The 21,358-nt window shown below is 61.8% G+C and carries 21 protein-coding genes; 7 read left to right on the top strand and 14 right to left on the bottom strand.

What is annotated here, in order from left to right; genetic code table 11:
- Nucleotides 1–58 precede the first annotated feature (58 nt).
- Nucleotides 59–823: a 4Fe-4S dicluster domain-containing protein gene (locus ACR0E6_RS19535; protein WP_480586380.1), complete on the top strand. Its 765-nt coding sequence runs from the start codon at nt 59–61 to the stop codon at nt 821–823.
- Entirely contained in the window at nt 823–1,710 is an 888-nt protein-coding gene (locus ACR0E6_RS19530) for a dimethyl sulfoxide reductase anchor subunit family protein (RefSeq protein ID WP_480586377.1), read from the top strand. The genes ACR0E6_RS19535 and ACR0E6_RS19530 overlap by 1 nt, the downstream gene beginning before the upstream one ends.
- A 146-nt stretch (nt 1,711–1,856) precedes the next feature.
- Here the strand turns inward: ACR0E6_RS19530 and dapA are convergent, their stop codons facing one another.
- The gene (dapA, locus tag ACR0E6_RS19525) at nt 1,857–2,729 is read right to left on the bottom strand and encodes a 4-hydroxy-tetrahydrodipicolinate synthase (protein ID WP_480586374.1); all 873 of its coding nucleotides are present in this window, start codon (nt 2,727–2,729) and stop codon (nt 1,857–1,859) included.
- A gap of 135 nt (nt 2,730–2,864) precedes the next feature.
- Between dapA and ACR0E6_RS19520 the strand changes: the two genes are divergently transcribed.
- Complete coding sequence (locus ACR0E6_RS19520) at nt 2,865–4,838, top strand: lytic transglycosylase domain-containing protein (RefSeq protein WP_480586371.1); 1,974 nt, start codon at nt 2,865–2,867, stop codon at nt 4,836–4,838.
- Here ACR0E6_RS19520 and ACR0E6_RS19515 read toward each other — a convergent pair.
- Nucleotides 4,812–5,681: a DMT family transporter gene (locus ACR0E6_RS19515; RefSeq protein ID WP_170455150.1), complete on the bottom strand. Its 870-nt coding sequence runs from the start codon at nt 5,679–5,681 to the stop codon at nt 4,812–4,814. The genes ACR0E6_RS19520 and ACR0E6_RS19515 overlap by 27 nt on opposite strands.
- Nucleotides 5,678–6,343 carry a tRNA (5-methylaminomethyl-2-thiouridine)(34)-methyltransferase MnmC2 gene (mnmC2, locus tag ACR0E6_RS19510; protein ID WP_480586369.1) on the bottom strand — a complete coding sequence of 222 codons (666 nt, stop codon included), beginning with the start codon at nt 6,341–6,343 and terminating at the stop codon, nt 5,678–5,680. The genes ACR0E6_RS19515 and mnmC2 overlap by 4 nt, the downstream gene beginning before the upstream one ends.
- Before the next feature lie 55 nt (nt 6,344–6,398).
- On the opposite strand from mnmC2, the gene ACR0E6_RS19505 reads away from it, so the two are divergent.
- On the top strand, nt 6,399–7,433 hold the full coding sequence (locus ACR0E6_RS19505) for an NAD(P)/FAD-dependent oxidoreductase (RefSeq protein WP_170624564.1): 1,035 nt from the start codon (nt 6,399–6,401) through the stop codon (nt 7,431–7,433).
- Between the two features lie 36 nt (nt 7,434–7,469).
- Here ACR0E6_RS19505 and ACR0E6_RS19500 read toward each other — a convergent pair whose 3' ends face one another.
- From ACR0E6_RS19500 to ACR0E6_RS19490, 3 genes are all read right to left on the bottom strand, one after another.
- Complete coding sequence (locus ACR0E6_RS19500; RefSeq protein ID WP_170455157.1) at nt 7,470–8,009, bottom strand: NAD(P)H-dependent oxidoreductase; 540 nt, start codon at nt 8,007–8,009, stop codon at nt 7,470–7,472.
- Between the two features lie 87 nt (nt 8,010–8,096).
- Nucleotides 8,097–8,768, bottom strand: coding sequence for a YiaD family glycine zipper/OmpA-like lipoprotein (locus ACR0E6_RS19495; protein ID WP_170455159.1), 672 nt, complete (start codon nt 8,766–8,768; stop codon nt 8,097–8,099).
- Between the two features lie 125 nt (nt 8,769–8,893).
- Nucleotides 8,894–9,577, bottom strand: a complete 684-nt coding sequence (locus ACR0E6_RS19490; protein ID WP_480586366.1) for a helix-turn-helix transcriptional regulator — start codon at nt 9,575–9,577, stop codon at nt 8,894–8,896.
- A 103-nt stretch (nt 9,578–9,680) separates the two neighbouring features.
- Between ACR0E6_RS19490 and ACR0E6_RS19485 the strand changes: the two genes are divergently transcribed.
- A complete protein-coding gene (locus ACR0E6_RS19485; RefSeq protein ID WP_170455163.1) occupies nt 9,681–9,872 on the top strand; it encodes a hypothetical protein in 192 nt (63 codons plus the stop codon).
- A gap of 2 nt (nt 9,873–9,874) precedes the next feature.
- Here the strand turns inward: ACR0E6_RS19485 and ACR0E6_RS19480 are convergent, their stop codons facing one another.
- On the bottom strand, nt 9,875–10,558 hold the full coding sequence (locus ACR0E6_RS19480) for an RluA family pseudouridine synthase (RefSeq protein ID WP_480586363.1): 684 nt from the start codon (nt 10,556–10,558) through the stop codon (nt 9,875–9,877).
- Nucleotides 10,559–10,618: 60 nt separating this feature from the next.
- Between ACR0E6_RS19480 and ACR0E6_RS19475 the strand changes: the two genes are divergently transcribed.
- Nucleotides 10,619–11,029, top strand: coding sequence for a nuclear transport factor 2 family protein (locus ACR0E6_RS19475; protein ID WP_170455167.1), 411 nt, complete (start codon nt 10,619–10,621; stop codon nt 11,027–11,029).
- A 2-nt stretch (nt 11,030–11,031) separates the two neighbouring features.
- Nucleotides 11,032–11,742: an SGNH/GDSL hydrolase family protein gene (locus ACR0E6_RS19470; RefSeq protein ID WP_480586360.1), complete on the top strand. Its 711-nt coding sequence runs from the start codon at nt 11,032–11,034 to the stop codon at nt 11,740–11,742.
- On the opposite strand, the gene rarD is transcribed toward ACR0E6_RS19470, so the two are convergent.
- The 7 genes from rarD to ACR0E6_RS19435 all read right to left on the bottom strand — a co-directional run bounded on the left by rarD (nt 11,733) and on the right by ACR0E6_RS19435 (nt 21,353).
- Nucleotides 11,733–12,638, bottom strand: coding sequence for an EamA family transporter RarD (rarD, locus tag ACR0E6_RS19465; protein WP_480586357.1), 906 nt, complete (start codon nt 12,636–12,638; stop codon nt 11,733–11,735). The genes ACR0E6_RS19470 and rarD overlap by 10 nt on opposite strands.
- Before the next feature lie 267 nt (nt 12,639–12,905).
- Nucleotides 12,906–15,359 (bottom strand): GcvT family protein, encoded by a 2,454-nt coding sequence (locus tag ACR0E6_RS19460; protein ID WP_480586355.1) that lies wholly within the window; start codon nt 15,357–15,359, stop codon nt 12,906–12,908.
- 89 nt (nt 15,360–15,448) lie between these two features.
- On the bottom strand, nt 15,449–16,432 hold the full coding sequence (locus tag ACR0E6_RS19455) for a GlxA family transcriptional regulator (RefSeq protein ID WP_480586352.1): 984 nt from the start codon (nt 16,430–16,432) through the stop codon (nt 15,449–15,451).
- Between the two features lie 16 nt (nt 16,433–16,448).
- Nucleotides 16,449–17,342 carry a homocysteine S-methyltransferase family protein gene (locus ACR0E6_RS19450; RefSeq protein ID WP_480586350.1) on the bottom strand — a complete coding sequence of 298 codons (894 nt, stop codon included), beginning with the start codon at nt 17,340–17,342 and terminating at the stop codon, nt 16,449–16,451.
- Between the two features lie 12 nt (nt 17,343–17,354).
- Nucleotides 17,355–18,407, bottom strand: coding sequence for an alcohol dehydrogenase family protein (locus tag ACR0E6_RS19445; RefSeq protein WP_480586347.1), 1,053 nt, complete (start codon nt 18,405–18,407; stop codon nt 17,355–17,357).
- Nucleotides 18,408–18,410: 3 nt separating this feature from the next.
- On the bottom strand, nt 18,411–18,887 hold the full coding sequence (locus ACR0E6_RS19440) for a cupin domain-containing protein (protein WP_170624575.1): 477 nt from the start codon (nt 18,885–18,887) through the stop codon (nt 18,411–18,413).
- Between the two features lie 18 nt (nt 18,888–18,905).
- Nucleotides 18,906–21,353 carry a GcvT family protein gene (locus ACR0E6_RS19435; RefSeq protein WP_480586344.1) on the bottom strand — a complete coding sequence of 816 codons (2,448 nt, stop codon included), beginning with the start codon at nt 21,351–21,353 and terminating at the stop codon, nt 18,906–18,908.
- Nucleotides 21,354–21,358 lie beyond the last annotated feature (5 nt).

Here is a 21,358-nt window from a genome sequence, read left to right as displayed (position 1 = left end):
GCAGGCTCAAGAGGGGGCTGGCCCCCTCCCCCGCCCTCATAAGCAGAGGTTCACTGACATGACCCATCTCCCTCAATCCACTGACCGCAAAATGGGTCTGGTCATCGACCTGGACACCTGCGTCGGCTGCCACGCCTGCGTGATTTCCTGCAAGGGCTGGAACACCGAAAATTACGGCGCGCCCTTGTCTGATCAGGACGCTTACGGCGCAAACCCGTCAGGCACCTTCCTGAACCGGGTGCATTCATACGAGGTGCAACCCGCCGAAGGTCATGCCCAACTGATTCACTTCCCCAAATCCTGCCTGCATTGCGAAGACGCCCCCTGCGTCACCGTCTGCCCCACCGGGGCCAGCTACAAGCGGGTCGAGGATGGGATCGTTCTGGTTAATGAAAGCGACTGCATCGGCTGCGGGCTCTGCGCCTGGTCCTGCCCCTATGGCGCGCGCGAACTGGACGTCGCCGAAGGTGTGATGAAGAAATGCACCCTTTGCGTCGACCGTATCTACAATGAAAACCTTCCCGAGGTGGACCGCGTGCCCTCCTGCGTGCGCACCTGCCCGGCCGGAGCCCGCCATTTCGGCGACCTGGGCGATCCCGACAGCGATGTCAGCAAACTGGTGGCCGAACGTGACGGCATGGACCTGATGCCCGAGATGGGCACCAAACCCGTCAACAAATACCTGCCGCCACGGCCCAAGGACACAGTCGAGGATCAGATCGATATTCTGGCCCCGCTTCTGGCCCCCGTGGCCGAAGAACCCAAAGGCTTCATGGGCTGGCTCGACAAAGCCCTCGACAAATTGCCCGGAGGGACAAGCTGATGCATCCCGCACCATCCGTCATCATCTTTACCACCCTGTCCGGTCTGGGCTTTGGTCTGTTGTTCTTTCTGGGGCTCGGCCTGCCTGACGTCTCGGGCGTGGTGGCCTTTGTCTTCTTTGCCATTGCCTATGCGCTGGCCGTCGGCGGGCTGATGGCCTCGACCTTTCACCTTGGTCACCCGGAACGGGCCTGGAAGGCCTTTACCCAATGGCGTTCCAGCTGGCTCAGCCGTGAAGGCTGGTGTGCCGTTCTCGCGCTGATCGTCATGGGGCTTTATGCGATTGGCGCGGTATTTCTGGGTCAGCGGTGGGGCTTGCTTGGACTGCTGGGCTCGCTGTTCTCGCTCGCGACCGTGTTCACCACGTCGATGATTTACACCCAGCTCAAGACCATCCCGCGCTGGAACATGAAACTGACCCCTGCAATGTTTCTGAGTTTCAGCCTGGCCGGTGGGGCCTTGCTGGCCGGGCAAACCTCAATCGCCTGGCCGCTGCTTCTGATCGCGGCGCTGATCCAGATTCTGTACTGGCAGCAAGGCGACAGCGCCTTTGCACGGTCCGGAACAAACCTTGGAACCGCGACCGGGTTGGGCACGCGCGGAGATGTCCGGGCCTTTGAGCCACCCCATACCGGCACCAACTACCTGCTGCGCGAGTTCGTGCATGTGGTGGGGCGCAAACATGCGCAGAAGCTGCGTGTGATGTCGTTCGGTCTGGGGTTTGTCCTACCGCTTCTCTTGATCGTCCTGCCGGTCGAGGGCGTCATCGTGAAACATTTGTTTGCGCTGCTGGCGGTGGCCTCTCATCTGGCGGGCGTTGCAATGTCGCGCTGGTTGTTCTTTGCGCAGGCCGAACATGTGGTCGGGCTTTATTATGGCAAGCGATAGGTAGGGGGGCCAGCCCCCCTCTTGAGCCTGCGGCTCAATTCACCCCCCGAGATATTTTTAGCCAGATGAAGTTTGGATCCGGGCTGAAATAGAAAGGGCGGCGCTCGGGGATCGAGGCCGCCCTTTTTGCTTGGATTTGTTTTGGTTCAGATCAGACCGGCATGGGCCATGGCTGCGTCAATGGCCGCTTTGGTGCTGTCTTCCAGCGTGGTCAGCGGCAAGCGGACCTCTTCGCTGCAGCGGTCCAGTTTGCTGAGCGCGTATTTTGCGCCCGCCAGTCCGGGTTCGATAAAGATCGCCTCATGCAGTGGCATCAGGCGGTCCTGATAGGCCAGAGCTGTCGCATAGTCGCCCGCCAAGGTGGCCTGCTGGAATTCGGCGCAGAGTTTCGGGGCCACATTGGCGGTCACCGAAATACAGCCGACACCGCCATGGGCGTTGAAGCCAAGCGCTGTCGCATCCTCACCCGACAGCTGGCAGAAATCAGCGCCGCAGCTGGCGCGTTGCTGGCTGACCCGCGCCAGATCGCCGGTGGCGTCTTTGACGCCGACGATACGCGGCAACTTGGCCAGCTCACCCATGGTGGCGGGCGTCATGTCAATGACCGAGCGGCCGGGGATGTTGTAGATAATGATCGGAATGTCTGCACACTCGTGCAGGGCCGCGAAATGTTCGATCAGACCGCGCTGGGTTGGCTTGTTGTAGTAGGGTGTCACGACCAAAGCCGCGTCCGCGCCGACCTTCTTGGCGAATTGCACAAAGCGCACGGCCTCAACCGTGTTGTTCGATCCGGCGCCTGCGATGACCGGCACACGGCCTGCCGAGGCTTTGACGACCTCTTCCACAACCGTCTCATGCTCATCATGGCTGAGCGTCGGGCTTTCCCCGGTGGTGCCCACCGGCACCAGCCCGGTCGATCCGCACTCGATCTGCCATTCGACCAGATGTTTGAGCGTATCCAGGTCCAACTCGCCGTTTGTAAACGGGGTGACGAGGGCTGGCATAGAGCCTTTGAACATGACACGCTCCTTAGGGTGCAGTTTTCGTGTTTTTTACATCGCGGGCCATCACGATTTAGGCTTTGTGAGTTGATCCCGGCGGCGCAAGGTTTATCCTCACAGCCTCTATCCTTGGTTGGTTGGGAAATGCAAGGCATGACACGCGTTCTGGGCCTGTTGGTGGCCGTGATTCTGTATTCCACATTGTCAACACACCCAGCGCAGGCAGACGCCGCCGCCGATCTGCGTGCCGGGCTCAGCGAGATGCGCAAAGGGGACTGGAACGAGGCGCTGCGCGTGTCCGGGCAACGCGGGTCTGTTTCGCGCGATATCATTGTCTGGCACTGGTTGCGGCAAGGGTTTGGCAGTTCCGGCGATGTGCTGGTGTTTCTGGATCGCCGCCCGGATTGGCCCGGCCTGGCCTGGCTGCGCCGGAAAAGCGAGCCGTCTTTTACGGGCGCGGACCCCGATCGGGTTCTTAGGTTCTATGCCGACACACCGCCACAGACAGCGGAAGGCGCGTTGAACCATGCCGTGGCACTGATGGCCAAGGGGCAACAGGGCGAGGCGCAGGCCGATATCGTCACCGCATGGCGCACGATGCCGATGGGGTCCGGGTTGCAGAAGGATTACCTTGAGAATTTCGGCAAGCTGTTGAAGCCTCATCATGCGGCGCGGCTGGACCGGATGTTATGGGATGGTCATCTGGTCAGCGCAGCGCAGATGTTGCCCTTGGTCGGCGCAGATGACCGCAAACTGGCCGAGGCTCGGATCGCGTTGCAAAAGCGCGCGCCGGGGGTCGATGCCAAGGTTGCGGCGGTTCCAAAGACGGTCGCGGACGCGCCGGGACTTGCCTTTGATCGTTTTGTCTGGCGCGACCGGAAGGAACTGGACGACAGCGCCATCGATCTGATGCTGGCCCGATCGACCAGCCCCGAAGCCCTGGGTGAGCCGGACAAATGGGCCGAAGGGCGGCGCAGGCTGGCGCGGCTTGAGATGCGGCAGGGCAGCGCCGCGCGGGCCTATCAGATCGCCGCAAACCACCATATGACGCCTGAGATGGGCTATGCCTATGCCGATCTGGAATGGCTGGCCGGATTTCTGGCCCTGCGCAGGCTGGACGACCCGGCAACTGCCGTGCGCCATTTCCAGAATTTCTCGACCGCAGTGCAGTCCCCAATCTCGAAAGGGCGTGGAGGGTATTGGCTGGGCCGCGCCTATGCCGCGCAGGGCAATGCCGAGAAAGCCTATGAAGCCTATGCTGTCGGGGCCGACAATCAGACCTCATTCTACGGACTGCTGGCGGCTGAACAGATCGGGCGCCCGTTTGATCCTGAACTGGCCACCCCGCGCCGTGCACCGCATTGGCGGCAGGCGGGGTTCGCCGATTCCAGCGTTCTTGAGGCGGGGTTGCTGCTGTTGAAAGCGGGCGAGGACAATCTGTCGGAACGGTTTTTGACCCATCTGGTCGAAGGCCTCGACCCGGTTCAGGCCAATCAGCTTGGCGATCTGGCGATTGAGTTGAACGAACCACATCTGGCGGTGATGATCGCCAAGCGGGCGGCCACCACCGGGACGGTTCTGCCAGCGGCTTATTACCCGGTGCATCCCGTCGCCGATATGGGCCTGCCAATGGCCAAGGAAATGACGCTGGCCATTGCCCGTCGCGAAAGTGAGTTTGATCCGGTAGTGATCAGCGGCGCGGGCGCGCGGGGACTGATGCAAGTGATGCCCGCCACAGCGAAACTGGTGGCGCAGGAGTTGGGGATACTCAGCGGGCATCAGACCGGTCGGTTGACCTCGGACTGGCAGTATAACGCCAAGCTGGGGGCCAACTACCTGTCCGGGCTGGCGGCGGATTTCAACGGCAATGTGGTCATGATGGCGGCAGGTTATAACGCCGGGCCAAGGCGACCCATTTCGTGGATGCAGCGCTATGGCGACCCGCGCCGGGGGCAGGTGGATGTGGTGGACTGGATCGAGACGATACCGTTCAGCGAAACCCGCAACTATGTGATGCGTGTGGCCGAAAGCCTGCCGGTCTATCGGGCGCGGCTGGGTAAACCGGCCCTGCCGATCCCGTTCTCGCAAGAACTGACCGGGTCAACTCTGGCGGCGTTCGCGCCATAGGGTGAACAGGCCCGCCGCCACGACAAAGGCGGCCCCGACGACAACTTCGGGGCGCAGCACCTCACCAAAGATCGAGATGCCCAGGATCGCGCTCCAGACGAGGTGGAAATAGGCAAAGGGTTGAACTGCACTGGCCTCGGCCATTTCGTAACACTTGATCAGCAGCCAGTGCCCAAGCGCGCCGCTGACGCACAGAACCGCCATCCAGCCCCAGTCGCGCGGGGCCATGGGTTCCCAGAACCACATACCGACAAGCGTCATTGCGACTGCGCCGGACACGCCGGTCCAGAAAAAGCTGGTGGCCGTGCTGTCGCGGCGCGCGGCATAGCGCGTCAGAAGGCCATACAGGGCAAACATCAGGGCCGAGATCAGCGGGATGATGGCCCATGGGTTAAACACGCCGACGCCCGGTTGCAGGATGATCAGGACCCCGATACAGCCAACACCAATCGCCGCCCATCTGCGCCAACCCACCTTTTCGCCCAACACAGGGCCGCTGAGGGCCGCGACAAGCAGCGGATAGCAGATGAAGACCGCCATACTGTCGATCAGGCCCAAAACGGTGAAGCTGAACACGGCGACGCAAATCTCACCTGCCAGCAGGATGCCGCGAAAGATCTGCAGCCCAAGTTGACTGGTTCGTGTGGCCGCGCCCAGCCCACCCGATGACCGCGCGGCCAGAGTGATAACGAAGGCCGCAAAGAACCAATAGCGGATCATCACAACCATGTAGGTGTTGTATGTCCCGGCCAGATGGCGCGAGATTCCGTCCTGCAAAGCAAAGACGATGGTGGCACCGATCATCAGGGCGATGCCTGCACGGACGTTGTTTTGCTGCGTCATGCTTTGACCGCCCGTGTCATGTGGCGTTTGCGGCCATAGCCGGGGGTTCGGGTCACGTCGAAACCGGCGTCCTCAAGTCCCCGCCGCACGAATCCGGCGGCGGTGTAGGTTGCGGCGGTGCCGCCATTGACCGTGTGGTCGGCGACCTGCTGCATCAGGTCCGCGCCCCAAAGCTCGGGGTTTTTGGCGGGCGAGAAGCCATCCAGAAACCACGCATCCGCCTTGTCCTGCCAGTCGCACAAGGTCTGACGCGCATCGCCTACGACAACGGTCAGGTCCAGCGTTTCCAACTGGCATCCACCCCCCGCCCATTGTGCAAGAAATCGATCCGCCCAGGGCGTCAATTCGGGAAATACCGCCAAGGCCCGCCGCATGTCCTCGAGCTCCATCGGATACGCTTCGAAGCTTGTGAACCTCAGCGGTGTCGTGTGACCTGACTGCTCCCATACCGACCAAGCGGTGAGCATGTTCAGCCCGGTGCCAAAGCCCAGTTCGGCAATGTGAAAACCGGGCGCAAAGCGCGCAGGCAGGTCGTTGCCCGCAAGGAACACATGGCGCGTCTCTTCAACCCCGTTTTGCAGCGAGTAATATGGGTCGTCGAAACGATCCGAGACGGGTATCTGATCCTCGGTCCATGTGACCTCGGCGCGCTGGTCTGCCATCGGGGAATCCTGTAGCTAAGCGGCGCGACACTGAACAAGGAAAAGGAATTTGGCAATGGTCGATGTGACGGTCCGCGGCGCTGGGATTTTCGGCCTGTCCATCGCCTGGACCTGCGCGCGACGCGGCGCGAAGGTGCAGGTTGTCGACCCCTTTGGCCCGGGCGCGGGCTCCAGCGGCGGTCTGGTCGGGGCGCTGGCTCCGCACGTGCCCGAGAACTGGAACGCCAAGAAGGCCTTTCAGTTCGACAGCCTGATCATGGCCGAACCCTTCTGGACGCAGGTCGAGGCCGTCGGGGGCGTTTCAGCGGGATACGGGCGGCTGGGGCGCATCCAGCCAATTGCGGACCAGCGCAGCCTTGATCTGGCGCGCGCGCGGGAACTCACGGCACAGGAACTGTGGCAGGGCCGGGCCGCGTGGAGGGTGATCGACGTGGCTGAGGCCGGATCATGGTCCCCGCCCAGCCCGACCGGCTATGTCATCCATGACACCCTGACCGCCCGCATGCACCCGCGCCGCGCCTGTGCCGCGCTGGTGGCGGCTTTGGCGGTCATGGGGGTCGAGGTTGTCGCCAACGCACCCGATGCTGGCCACGTCGTGCACGCCACCGGGCTGGCCGGTCTGCAAGAGCTGAGCGACGCTTTCGGCAAAACGGTCGGCAATGGCGTGAAAGGGCAAGCGGCGCTGTTGCGGTTTGATGCGGGCCCGGTGCCGCAGCTGTTTGCGGATGCGATCCATATCGTACCCCATGCGGACGGAACTCTGGCCATCGGCTCGACCTCGGAACGCGGTTACGACGATCCCACCAGCACCGACAGCGCGCTGGACGATGTGATCGAACGGGCGATGCAGGCGGTTCCCGTGCTGCACGGGGCCGAAGTGATCGAGCGTTGGGCCGGTGTTCGCCCCCGCAGCAAAAGCCGCGCGCCAATGCTTGGGGAACACCCGCTGCACCAAGGGCAGTTCATCGCCAACGGAGGGTTCAAGATCGGTTTCGGCATGGCCCCGAAGGTGGCCGAGGTCTTGGCCGATCTGATCCTGGACGAGCGCGACACGATCCCGGATGATTTCCGGCCCGAAGCCTCGCTGTAACACTGGCACCACCGGTGGGGCGGCCGCGACCGCGCGTTATGCGATCAGGCCACGCAGCTTCTGCATCAGGGTGCCCAGTGACTTTTCATACCGCGCACTGACCAGCCTGCCCTGTTCGTCGAATTCGTTCGAACTGTTGGCCAGATGAATCTCGGGGCCTTGCAGGATCATCGGCTGGAACGGCACCATATAGGCGCGCAGGATCATCTGCGCCCGTTCCCCGCCCGCGCGGCCCGCCGCCGCCGACATCACGGCAACCGGCTTGTCGGCCCATGGGTTGCCCTCGGTCCGGCTGACCCAATCCAGCGCGTTCTTCAAAACGCCCGACGGCCCCTTGTTATATTCCGGGGTCGAGATGATCACCGCATCCGCCTGCTCGATCTGATCCCTGAGCGTTTGGACCATGGCCGGGATGCCCTCACCCTCTTCCAGATCACCATCGTAAAGCGGCAGGTTCAGATCGGCTTCGACAAAGCTGGCGGGGTCAAACAGGCGCGCGGCCTCGCGCAGCAATTTGCGGTTGGTTGCGTTCTGGCGCAGGGACCCGGACAGGCCCAGCAGCGTGGGGTTGGACATCGGGGGAAACTCCGTTTCGTTGTTTCCCCATAGTTAGACCGGGACAGGCTCGATCCAAACCCCGTTTCTTGCACAGGTGCTGCGCGATCAGGCGTTGCCGCTGGGAACGATCACAATCTCGACCCGGCGGTTCTGTGCCTTGCCCGCAGGTGTCAGGTTCGAGGCAACCGGGTTGTTCTCACCCTGCCCGATGGTGCGAATGCGGTTGTAGTTCACACCGTTGGCCTGAAGAATATCGGCCACCGCATTCGCACGACGTACGGACAGGCCCTGGTTATAGGCGGCGTCGCCATCGCTGTCTGTGTGCCCGATGATCTGCACGTTCGAATTCGGGTAGTTCACCAGATTCTGGCCAACGCGCGTCAGATCGGCGCGCAGGGCCGGGCGCACGGTGGCGCTGTCGGTGTCAAAGGTGATGTCATTCGGCACGGTGACGATCAGGCGATCCCCGGCATTGACGATGGTGATCCCGTCATTGGCCAGTTGCTGGCGCAGTTCAGCCGCCTGCTTGTCCAGTTGATTGCCGATCAGGCCACCGCCCGCCGCGCCAATGGCGCCTCCGGCCAATGCACCCAGCAGAGGGTCGGAATCATTGGCAATCGCGCCAACACCCGCGCCGACCAGCCCACCGATAATGGCGCCCTGTCTGGCGTTCTGGTTGGGATCACTGGGCAGGTTCAGCGTGCCCGGATCGGTACACGCCGCCAATGCCATCGCCGAGCACAGCCCACTTGCCATAAAAAACTTGGAAATCGTCATGATGTCACCTTCTGCTCTGGCCCCCGTTTGTTCGGGTTTGCCTTGTTCAGCGCAGTATATCACGGCGTCTGCAGGCAGGCTCAAGCAACAATGCGGTGAGGTCGGCGATTCCCCGCCAAGACGGGTTACTGGGCTGCGGTCACACCCTCCTGTTCGTTCCACAGATCGCGCAGGGATGCACCCTGGCCGCCAAAGCTCTGACCCGTAGCCTCGCAGGCCCAGATACGGTCGGTTCTGAAATGCCGGAAGGCGCTGCGCAGCTCGCACCACCCTGCCAGCATGGTGCATTCGATGTGATAGATCAGGGCCACGGGCCGGACGATCCGTTCCGAGCGTTGGCCTTCGCCGCTGACATAAGTGATGCGGATCTTCTGCTCGGCCCGGATTGCCTCGCGATATTGCGCGACCGGAATGCAACCCTTGGCCGGATCATCGACCGGTGCTCCCCAGGTTGCGACTTGTAGCCAGTCCGCCGGGCAATGCAGCGCGTCGATCTTCTGGCAGATCCGGTTGGCCGCCCGCTGCAGGTGGCTGTCGCCTGTTCGGGCCAGCATCGACAGACCCACCCACAGCGCCTCAACCTCTTCGGAATCGAAATTCAGCGGCGGCAGGTCATAGCCTCGCCGCATAATGTAGCCGACCCCGGCCTCGCCTTCGATCGGCGTGCGCTGGGCCTGCAATTCGGCAATGTCGCGATAGACCGTGCGCACCGACACCTCCAGCCGTTCAGTCAGCGCATCCGCCGTGACCGGCACATCCGAGGCACGCAGGATCTGGATGATTTCAAACAATCGGGACGAACGGCGCATGGTGATCTCCGTGACAAGTACTGACACTTTAGCACAGCCCCCTGACAGGGTGGTGTCAGGAGTATTGGGCGAGGCTGGGTCAGCACAAGAAAAGGAGGCAACCATGCCCAGCCGCGACAATCACGTGATGATGACCCTGAAACTGGACCGCTGGTCACAGGACCACAGCCTGCGCGCCTTTGAGATCGAGCGCGAACTGGCATCCGCGCGGCATTGCGAAAAGGCAACGCCGCGCAAACGCACACGGCGCTTTTCTCTCGGCAATCTGAAAATGCTGTGGGGCAGCGCCGTTTAAGATCAGAAATCCGCAGGTGCCCTGAATTTCATCGAAACACCACCTTCGGGATGTTTCAATCGCAACTCCTCGGAATGCAGCATCAGGCGCGGGTAATCCCGAGCCGCACCTTCGGCATAGAACGGGTCACCCAGAATCGGGTGGCCCAACGCTTGCATGTGAATCCGCAACTGATGCGACCGTCCGGTTTTGGGAAACAGACGCACGCGCGTCGTGTCGCCGTCGTATTTCACCACGCGCCAATCTGTGACGGCCGGCTTGCCGGTCTCATGGCACACCATTTGGCGCGGTCGGTTGGGCCAATCGACGATCAGCGGTAAGTTTACCGTCCCCGTCTTGGCCTCAAGGTGCCCCCAAACGCGCGCGACATAGGTTTTTCGGGTCTGGCGCTGCTCGAACTGCATACTCAGATGCCGCTGCGCATGAGGTGTCTGGGCAAACACCATCACGCCCGAGGTATCCCGATCCAGCCGGTGCACCAACAGGGCCTGCGGAAACGCCGCCTGTACCCGGGTCAGCAGGCAATCGGCCAGATGCTCGCCCCGCCCCGGCACGGACAACAGGCCCGAGGGTTTGTTCACCACGATCAGTTGCGCATCTTCGTGCAATATATCCAGCGGTGTCTGGGGGGGATCATAGGTCTCGCTCATGCGGCTGTGCCTATCGCAGAGTGCCCCTTCCCGCAACGTCGTCCTTGCGTGCCGCGCAGTGATCGTAAACCTTTGAGATCAGCAAGGGGAGAGGACATGCATCCAACAATCCAACGTATGCAAGAGGTTGTCGCCAAGGGCGACGAGACGCTGATCCATGAGCTTCTGGCCGAAGACGTCCGGTTCATGCCACCGACCTATTACAGCACGTGGACAGGCCGCGCCCCGGTTGCGGCTGTGCTGGGTCACGTCGGACAGGTTTTTTCCGATTTTCGCTATCGCCGGGTCATGGGCGACGGCAACGATTGGGCGCTGGAGTTCCAATGCAAGGTCGGCGATCTGGATGCAGTCGGCGTGGACCTGATCACCCTGAACAACGATGGCCTGATACAGCAATTCGAGGTCGCCATGCGCCCCCACAAGACCATCGGAGCCCTGCGTGAGGCGATGATGGCCCGCGTAATGAGCGACCCGCGCTTTCTGGAATTCAAATCCGCGCTCAGCTGAACATGCCAAACCCGATTGCCGCCGATCAGATTTTGCGCCTGCCTCTGCTGCCTGTTCTGGCAGTTCAAGGGCTGACCGTGCGCCGCAAGGCCCAGATGTTGCCCGAACCCATCGGGCCGCGCGAAGGGCGCACCGGGCGCGGGCCGCGTCTGCGTCTGTTGATCACGGGTGACAGCTCTGCCGCCGGGGTCGGTGCGGGCACGCAGGATCAGGCGCTTTCGGGTCAACTGGTGAACCGACTGTCCCGGCATCACGCGGTCGAATGGCGGCTGGAGGCCACGACGGGGCACACGACCCAGGACACGATCGACCGCCTGCTTGGGATTCAGGGCGAATTCGACGCCGTCGTCACCGCGCTTGGGGTCAATGACGTGACCCGTGGGGTTACATACCGTCGCTTCCTCGACCGGCAGAACCAGTTGGCGAAACTGCTGACGCAACGGTTTGGCGCGCGCAAGGTTGTGGTGACCGGCGTTCCCCGGATGAGCCGCTTTCCCGCCTTGCCACATCCTCTGGCCTGGGTTCTGGGGCGCCAATCCGCCCGGCTGGATCGCGGATTGCAACAGGTCGCAGCGGCCCACCCGCAACTCAAGCATCTGACACTGGACTTACCCGACGATCCGGCACTGGCTGCGCCGGACGGGTACCATCCAAGCCCCAAAGCCTATGCGATCTGGGCCGACAAAGCCGCACGGCTTTTGCTTCAGGCCTGAGCCCGCGCCTGCCGGATCATCGGGATCGAATACACCACCAGAGCCGACCAGATCAGCGGGAAGGCGATCATGCGGCCCCGGTCGATCTGTTCTCCGAACACGGTTACAGCCGTGATGAAGATCATCGTGGGTGCGATATATTGCAGAATTCCCATCGTCGACAGGCGCACCAGCTTGGCCCCGTTGGCATAGACCAAAAGCGGCACTGCGGTGACGACCCCTGCGCAGGACAGCAACAGCGTGTCCGACAGCCTCACTCCAAAATGGCCCGAGCCCTGAACACCCAGCCAGGTCACATAGACCAGCGCGGGGATCAGCAGGATCAGAACCTCAAGCAGAAAACCCTGATTTGGGCCAATCGGTAAAGATCGTTTGAAAAACGCATAAAAGCCCCAGGTCACCATCAGACTCAGCGCAGCCCATGGCAGGCGCCCGGCTTCCAGAACCAGAACCACAACGCCCAACGCCGCAAGACCGATGGCCAGCAATTGCGTACGCGTCAGCGAATCTCGCAACAGCAGGGCACCCAGTGCGATACTGAACAGCGGGTTGATATAGTACCCCAAAGCGGCATCCAGCGCGTGGCCGGTTGAAATCGCCCAGACATAGATCGCCCAGTTAATGGAAATCAGCGCTGCCGTCACAGCGGCCATGCCCAGCATCTTGGGATTGCCAAGCGCCGCCTTCAAATCCCGCGTGCGTCCAAGAGCAACCAGCAACAACCCCGCCACCGGCACTGACCAGATCACACGATGTGCAACCACCTCGAAGGGGCCCAGATGATCCAGCGCCTTCATGTAAAGCGGAAGAAACCCCCACAAAACATAGGCCGTGACAGCCAGAGCAAGCCCCTTGGGCGTGTCCACGTTCTGGGAAGGTACGGGCGTGTCTGCCACGGGGGAACTCCGGATGATACCGGACCGGTTTACGGCAGATCAGCGGCGCTTGAAAACTCTGAAAACCGTGAAGTCCCACATAACGAATTGTGATGGGTCACCCACGAACGTCGCGTAAAAGGCGCTGTTGCGAATGCGAGGCTCTGCCTCGCGCTCCGGGATATTTGGGGCCAGATGAAGTCCGGATCCCCTGCTTCATCTGGCTCTAAATATCCCGGGGGAGTCGCCCGGCACGGGCGGCGGGGGCAGCGCCCCCTGCCCCCTTCGTCACAGTTTCACACGTTCCGATTTTGGATCGTACATCGGCTTGAGCGAGGCTTCTGCCTTGACCTTCACACCACACACGTCGATCTCGTAGGTTGAGGCCAGAACATCCGCTGCTTTCTCGCCCTCGCAGGGCACATAACCCATGCCGATGGCTCCGCCCAGCGTGTGGCCATAGTTGCCCGAACTCAGATAGCCCACATATTCGCCGTCGCGGAGGATCGGTTCATTGTGGAACAACAATGGCTCGGGATCGGTCAGCTTGAACTGCACCAGACGGTTCTTCGGCCCACTTTCCTTGCGCGCGATCACAGCCTCGCGCCCGATAAAGTCGCAGCCCTTGTCGACCTTGACGGCAAAGCCAAGGCCCGCATCAACCACATGATCCTCGCAGGTGATGTCATGACCGAAATGGCGGAAGCCCTTTTCGATCCGGCAACTGTCCATCATGTGCATACCGCACAGTTTCAGCCCCATGTCCTGACCGGCCTCATGCAGCGTCTCAAAGACATGGCCTGCCATGTCGGAGGAAACATATACCTCCCACCCAAGCTCGCCCACATAGGTCACGCGATGGGCGCGGGCCAGGCCCATGCCGATCTCTATCTCCTGCGCGGTGCCAAACGGGTTGGTCGCGTTCGAGAAATCGGCCGGAGAGACTTTTTCCAGCAGCTTGCGCGCGTTCGGGCCCATGACGGCCAGCACGCCCTCGCCTGCGGTAACGTCCGTAATGACCACGTTAAAACCACCGGCATTGCGCTGCATCCAGGTCTGATCGGCAAGACGCGTCGCCGCCGGGGTGACGACCAGATAAGAGGTCTCGGTCAGGCGGGTGACGGTCACGTCAGCCTCGATCCCGCCCGAGCGGTTCAGGAACTGGGTGTAAACGATCTTGCCATTGGGCACCGCGTAATCACCGCCGCCGATATAGTTCATGAACGCCTCGGCATCCGGGCCTTCGACGCGGATTTTGCCGAAGGACGACATATCGTACATGCCGACATTCTCTCGCACCGCCCGGTGTTCGACTGCCGAGTTTTCGAACCAGTTCTGGCGTTTCCAGCTGTACTGGTAATCGCGTTCCTGCCCTTCATTGGCAAACCAGTTGGCGCGTTCCCAACCCGCGAGTTCGCCGAACACGGCCCCTTGCTCCTTCAAATGATGATGGAACGGTGTCCGGCGCACACCGCGCGCGGTGGCCTTCTGGCGATAGGGATAGTGGTCGGCGTAAAGCAGGCCCAGCGTCTCTTTCGAGCGTTCATACAGGTACTGTTTGTTGCCCTGAAACGGCTGCATCCGGCTGATATCCACGTCACCCAGATCGAACGGTTTCTCGCCGCTGTCCATCCATTCGGCCAGCGCCATACCCGCGCCACCGGCGGACTGGATACCGATCGAGTTGAACCCGGCGGCGACCCAGACATTGTCCATCTCGGGCGCAATACCCAGATGATAGGCGTCGTCTGGCGTGAAGGATTCCGGGCCGTTGAAGAAGGTATGAATCCCCGCCTCGGCCAGCATCGGCATCCGCTCGCAGGCGGCCTCAAGGATCGGCTCAAAGTGGTCGAAATCCTCGGGCAGTTGGTCAAACTCGAAACTGTCGGGGATGCCATCCATCGCCCAGGGCTTGGCGTTGGGTTCGAACGCGCCCAGCATCATCTTGCCCGCGTCTTCCTTGTAATAGGCGCATTCGTCCGGCACGCGCAGCACCGGCAACGGGGTCAGGCCGTCGATCGGCTCCGAGACGATGTAGAAGTGTTCACACGCGTGCAGCGGCACGTTCACGCCGGCCATGCGGCCAACTTCGTGGCCCCACATGCCTGCGCAGTTCACCACCATGTCGCATTCGATGTGACCCGAGGCGCTGCCGTCATCGGCGACCCAGTCCACACCCGTGACCTTGCGGCCCTGCTTGACGATATCGGTGACTTTGATCCGCTCCTTGACGATCCCGCCCCGCTGCCGCGCGCCCTTGGCCAGCGCCAGCGCAATGTTTGCCGGATCGCCCTGCCCGTCCAGGGGCAGGTAAACGGCACCTGTGACACCGTCGAGATTCAGATGCGGGTACATCTCCTGCACCCGTTCGTTCGAGATTTCCTCGACCTCGACGCCAAAGGCGCGGGCCATGGCGGCCTGACGGTAAATCTCTTCCTTGCGTTCTTCGGTCAGGGCCACGGTGATCGAGCCGACCCGCTTGAACCCGGTGGCAACGCCGGTTTCTTCTTCCAGCGCGCCGTAAAGCTCCTGACTGTATTTCGCCAGCTTGGTCATGTTGGCCGTCGCGCGCAGCTGCGCAATCAGGCCCGCCGCGTGCCATGTGGTGCCGCTGGTCAGTTGCTTGCGTTCAAGCAGAACAACATCGTTCCAGCCTTTCTTGGTCAGGTGATACGCGACCGAACATCCGACGACGCCACCGCCGATGATGACCACGCGGGCCTTGTTGGGAAGATCAACCATTCTGACGACTCCGCTTTGTCAGGTTTTCATCTGCATGACACGAAAGATCGACACAGAATCCATCAAAAACGTCACCGCATCCGCAAAAATCATCTTTGTGCGGATTGTCTCTTTTGCCGACGCATCACGAAAGGCGTGACGCCGAAGAAACTTTTGTAGACCGAGGAGAATCCGTTCGGGAACCCGCAGGCCAGTCCGATTTCGCGAACGCTCATGGTGGTGTTCAGCAGCAGGTTGTTGGCCTTGGCCAATCGCATTTCACGGTAGAACCCGTTGGGTGTGGTGCCGAAGAAGGCCTTGAACTTCCGCTCAAGCGATCTGTTCGAAATGCCAAGCGCGTCCACCAGTTCGTGAATGGGCAAAGGGTCCTCGATATTCGCCTGCATCAGCTTGATGCACTGATCCAGCTTGGCATCACCTGTTGCCGTGGTTTTCGCGCCCGAGAAGGGTTGCATCGACGCAAAGTCGCGAATGTTCTCGTGCAGCATGATGTCGGCCACGGTCATCTGTGTCGGGCCCGAGATATGGCCACCGATCACAGACAGGGCGATATCGGTGGTCGCGCTCATACCCGCGCAGGTCACCACCCCGCCCCGTTCGGTGGCGATGGACAGCGTGGCCTCGAACCGGGCACCGCGTTCACGCAGGAAAGAGGCGTTTTCCCAATGGGTTGCCAGATCCGCAGTGCCCTGTTCATCGATATACCGGCTGGCGGCTTCGGCCAGCAGGAAGACCTGCGCACCGCGATAGGTATAGTCCGAGACGATCCGCCCCAAGGACAGATCCGGGTGGTCCGGGTTCGAGTTGCCGATAACGAACAGATAAGCCGCGTTGGGGTGCGCCGACACGACCTCGGTCGCGACTGTCGCGTCGCTGCTGCTGGCCACGGCACCGCCGCGCAGAGATCGGTAGCTATACGAGAATGGCGGCGTCGGACTCACCCGGTTGGCAATGCGCAGAACATCCACAAGTGACGCGAGTTCCAGCAGCACAAATCCGGGCGCGACAAGAATGTCAAAATGGATCGGGTCAGCGATCTGATCCCCCGAAGCTGAATTGTTTTTCTTTTTCATTCAGCCCCCATTCGGTTCAGACGATCTGATGACCGGCAGTCACAAGGCGGTGGGCCAGTGCCTCGATATGGTCCGGGCCGATCTCGCAGCATCCGCCAACAATCGTGGCCCCCTGTTCCACCCAAGCCATCGCGTGATCTGCATAGGCGTCGGGGCCAAGGTCATGGCGCTGCTGAAGGCTGTCAACGGTTGGCGCATCCTGCAAAAACCCGTCGGCAATATGGGTGAAACCGTTGGCATAGGCTCCGTAGGGCAACCCCATACCGGACAGGATGTCCAGTGCTGCGGGAACAGCCTCGGGCCGGGTGCAGTTGATCAGCAACGCCTGCGGTTGGTACTGCACAACCAAAGGCGCGATCAGCTCCAAAGGCTCGCCCGAGCGCAACCGCGTGCCGTCATCATCCATGGCCGACAGGGCCAGCCACACCGGCTTGCCGCAGCCTTCCGTGCCGCGCAGGGTGCCTTCGGCCTCGAGCACTGAAGACACGGTTTCGATCAGAAACAGATCTACGTCGTCCGCCATCAACGAGACCAGTTCGCCGAACTTCCGTGCCGCATCCTCGGGGTCAGGTTTCAGATCAGGCCGGTAGGTTGCCAGAAGCGGGCCGAGCGATCCGGCCACCCGCCCTGCCGTACCCTGCCGCGCGGCGTTTGCCTGCGCGACGGCTGTTTCAACCAGGGTTGCAAGCTGATCCTCGATCCCTTCCCGCACCAGACGCGAACGATGAACGGCGTAGGTGTTGGTCGTTGCCACGGTCGCGCCGCGCCGGAAATATTCGGCATGAACGTCGTGCACCAGTTCGGGGTGATCGATCATCACCCGTGTCGACCACAACGGCGTCGGGCGTTTCCCGCTGCGTTTCACCAGCTCTTGCCCGATCGAGCCATCCAGAAGGGTAATATCGGCCATGTTTCCAGCTCCTTACGGGATCAGCACCAGTTTTCCAGGCAGCGCCTTGGATTGAAAATCCTCTTGCGCCGTGATGATGTCCCTTAAGGGGTATGTGCGGGAAATCAACGGTTTGATGCGCCCGGCATTCATCAACTCGACCAAACGCCCAAACACCTCGGGCGCCTGATAGGTGCAGCCGTGGATGGTAATGTCGCGCAGATAGATGTCGCGCAGATCGGCCTGAACCATCGGACCGGCAATCGCGCCCGAGACCGCATAATGCCCGCCGGGTTTCAGCGCCAGGATCAGCGCCGCCCAAGCCGGGCCACCGACCACGTCGATCACAACATCGAACATGTCGGCGGGCAAAGCGGCATCCCGGTCAAATATCTGAACCGCACCCTGAGCCTTCACCACGTCCGCCTTGGCCGCGCTGGTCACGCCCCAGACCGACGCGCCACGCAGGCGGGCCAGTTGCACGGCAGCCAGTCCAACGCCGCCCGATGCGCCGGTGATCAGGACCTTGTGGCCCGCAGTCACGCCCGCCCGGGTCAGCAGGTTCTCGGCGGTGCCAAAGGCGCAGGGAATGGCGGCAATTTCCTCATCTGAAAGGGGCGAGCCGCTGACGTCATAAAGATCATCCGCCTCAACCAGACAATATTGCGCAAACGCGCCATCGATCTCGGACCCCAGGGCAATGAACCCCTGCGGATGACCCGGACGTGGGCGCGGCAGGTTGATCGGACAAGTCACGCGCTGACCCGGCTTGAACCCTGCCCCCGCGCCAACCATTTCGACGATGCCACACAGATCACCGCCCTGAATCCGAGGGAAGTGCAGCGCACCGCCCCAGCCGCCGGCCTCGACATCCTGATCGACCTCCCCGGTGGCGCTTGTGACGTCCGAGGAATACCAGCCAACCCGAGTGTTGATATCGGTGTTGTTGACCCCGGCAGCCGCGACGCGCACCAACACCTGCCCTGGACCGGGTTGAGGAACGGGAATATCCTGCCGCCATTCCAGCGCCTCTGGCCCGCCGTGACGGGTCAGGTAAACGCCGGACATGGTTTCGGGCAAAGTCATCTGTCAGCCCGCAGCATCGGGATGCGCCGGAACCGGACCCATCGGCACAATGTCGTACCGCGCGTTGAGCGCGGCCATTTTGGCCTCATCGGCAAAGTCAGCCTCATCCATCCCGGCCAGTTCCGCAAGAAAGCCATCGAAGCCCGAGGGTTGGAAGATCATCAGCATTCTGGCGGGGGCCGCATCGGCCACCCGGCAGGCATGGGGCACCCCGGGCGGGACATGCATCGTCGTGCCCGGCATACACCGATGCCAGTCGCCATCGACGTAGAAATCCACCGCACCTTCCAGAAAATAGAAGGTCTCGGCATGGCTGTCGTGGCGATGAAGGCCAAGCGCGAAGCTGGCCTTCAGATTGTCTTCCATGAGCGTATATGCGCCACCGGTGTCCTGACCCGACACCTTCACGAAGGTGTGGTCGTTTTCCCAGTCATAGTTGGGACCCTCTCCGGGCCCCAGTTTGGCGTATCGTTTGCTCATGGCGATCTCCGTACGGGGTTACGCGCGCAACCGCTCGTTCTCGGGGTCCCAAAGCGGTTGGTCCTCTTGTACCACGGCACGGTGTTTCTGACCGTAGATTTCGACCTCAAGCTCGGTGCCGGGATTGGCAAGCTCGGTCCTGATCATGCCCAGCGCGATGGATTTGCCCACGCGATAACCCCATGCGCCCGAGGTCGTCTCACCCACAATCTGATCGCCTTGCCAGATGCAGGACATATAGGGCGCGTCACACTCACCGGCTTCGACCGTCAGGGTAACGAACGACTTCTTCACGCCCTGCTGCTTTTCGTTCAGGATCGCCGCCTTGCCGGGGAAGTCCTGCGGCTTGTCCAGCTTGACGAACCGCCCCAGCCCGCCTTGCAGAAGCGAGTAATCGGTCGACAGATCGCCTTTCCACGCGCGGTATCCCTTTTCGATACGCAAGCTGTTCAGCGCGTACATGCCAAACGGCTTGGCCCCGGCGTCGATGATCGCACCGTAGATCGCGGGCATATGCTCGTTCAGGGCATGAACCTCCCAACCCAGTTCACCGGCAAAGGACACGCGGATCAGATAGGCGGGTTGGCCTGCAACGGTGGCCGACTGGTGGGTCAGCCATCCGGTGGACAGGTCCGCATCGGTCAGACCCGACAGGATTTCGCGCGATTTCGGGCCGGTCACGATCAGCGTGTCGCGGGTGGTGGTGACATCCTCGACCGACACCCCGGCAGGCATCGCCTTCAGCAGGATGTCGCGGTCATGCCACTGCGCGGTGGCGGCGGTGATCATCACGAACTCATCTTCGCCCAGACGGATACAGGACATCTCGGTCAGGATGCGGCCCCGGTCGTCCGAGATATAGACAAGGTTCATCCGGCCCGCCTTGGGCAGACCGCCCGTGACCAGACCGCGCAGCGCCTCGGCGGCACCCTCGCCCTTGACCATGAAGCGCGAGAAACCCGGCAGGTCGAGCACGCCGCAATGGTCGCGCACGGCCTCACATTCTTCTTTGATGCGGCTCTCCCACGGACCGGAGCGGCCCCATGTGTGCGTGGCGTCAAGCGAGGTGTCGTCGCCCGGCTGCGCGAACCAGTTGGCGCGTTCCCAGCCGTTATAGGCGCCCATGACACCGCCCAGCTCCTTGACCGTGTCATGCACCGGCGACAGTTTCTTGTCGCGCGCGGCGGGCCATTCGTGGTGGGGGAAATGCATGGCGTATTCGTTGCCGTAAACCTCCATCCCCTTTTTCACGCAGTAATCGTGATCGGTGTAGTCGGTGTAGCGGCGCGGATCGACCGACCACATATCCCATTCGGTGTGGCCATCGACGATCCATTCCGCCAGCACCTTGCCAGCACCGCCGCCCTGCGCGATGCCAAAGGTAAAGACGCAGGCCTCGAACGCGTTTTTCACACCGGGCATCGGGCCGATCAGCGGCAGGCCATCGGGCGCATAGGGGATCGGGCCGTTGATGATGCGCGAGATTCCGGCCTCACCGGACAGCGGCACACGCTCCATCGCGTCGGCGACGATGTCTTCGATCCGGTCCAGATCGTCGGACCAGAGCTGGAAGCTGAAATCGTCCGGCATCGGGTCAGAGTCGGTCTCCCAATGGGCGCGGCAGTTGGGCTCATATGGGCCGATGTTAAAGCCGTGCTTTTCCTGACGCAGGTAATAAGACACATCCACGTCGCGCAGCAGAGGCAGCTTTTTGCCGGTTTGCTTCGACCAAGCCTCAATCTCGGGGATTTCTTCGGTCAGCAGATACTGGTGGCTCATCACCATCATCGGCACCGTGCGCCCGCCATAGGGCTTGAACCACTCACCAACGCGCTGCGCGTAATACCCGGCGGCGTTGACCACGTAATCGCAGTCGATATCGCCCTTTTCGGTGCTGACGGTCCAGGTGCCATCCTCATGTTGGGTCACACCGGTCGCGGGCGTAAAGCGCAGGATTTTCGCGCCCATATCGCGCGCGCCTTTGGCCAGCGCCTGCGTCAGCTGCGCCGGGTCGATGTCACCATCGCTGGGGTCGAACAGCACGCCTTCCAGATCGTGGGTTTCCAGGAACGGGTATTTCTCCTTGGCCTGCTCGGGAGTCCACATCTCCATCTCGATGCCCTGATAGCGGCCCATGGCGCAGGCGCGCTCGAACTCCTGCACACGCTCTTTGGTGTGCGCCAGACGGATGGATCCGGTCTGGTGGTAGTTCATCGGGTAATCGACTTCCTCGCCCAGACGCGCATACAGCTCGGTCGAATAGCGCTGCATGTTCATGATCGCCCACGAGGTCGAGAAGGTCGGCACGTTCCCTGCCGCGTGCCATGTAGACCCGGCGGTCAGTTCGTTCTTTTCCAGCAGAACGCAGTCGGTCCAGCCTTTCTTGGCCAGATGATACAGCGAGGAGGTCCCCACCACACCGCCACCGATAACAACCACGCGGGCTTTTGTCGGAAAATCACTCATTCGTC

This window comes from Ruegeria sp. AP12, assembly GCF_056540025.1.
The sequence above is the reverse complement of the archived record's forward strand: the minus strand, read 5'-3'. Positions and strand labels throughout refer to the sequence as shown.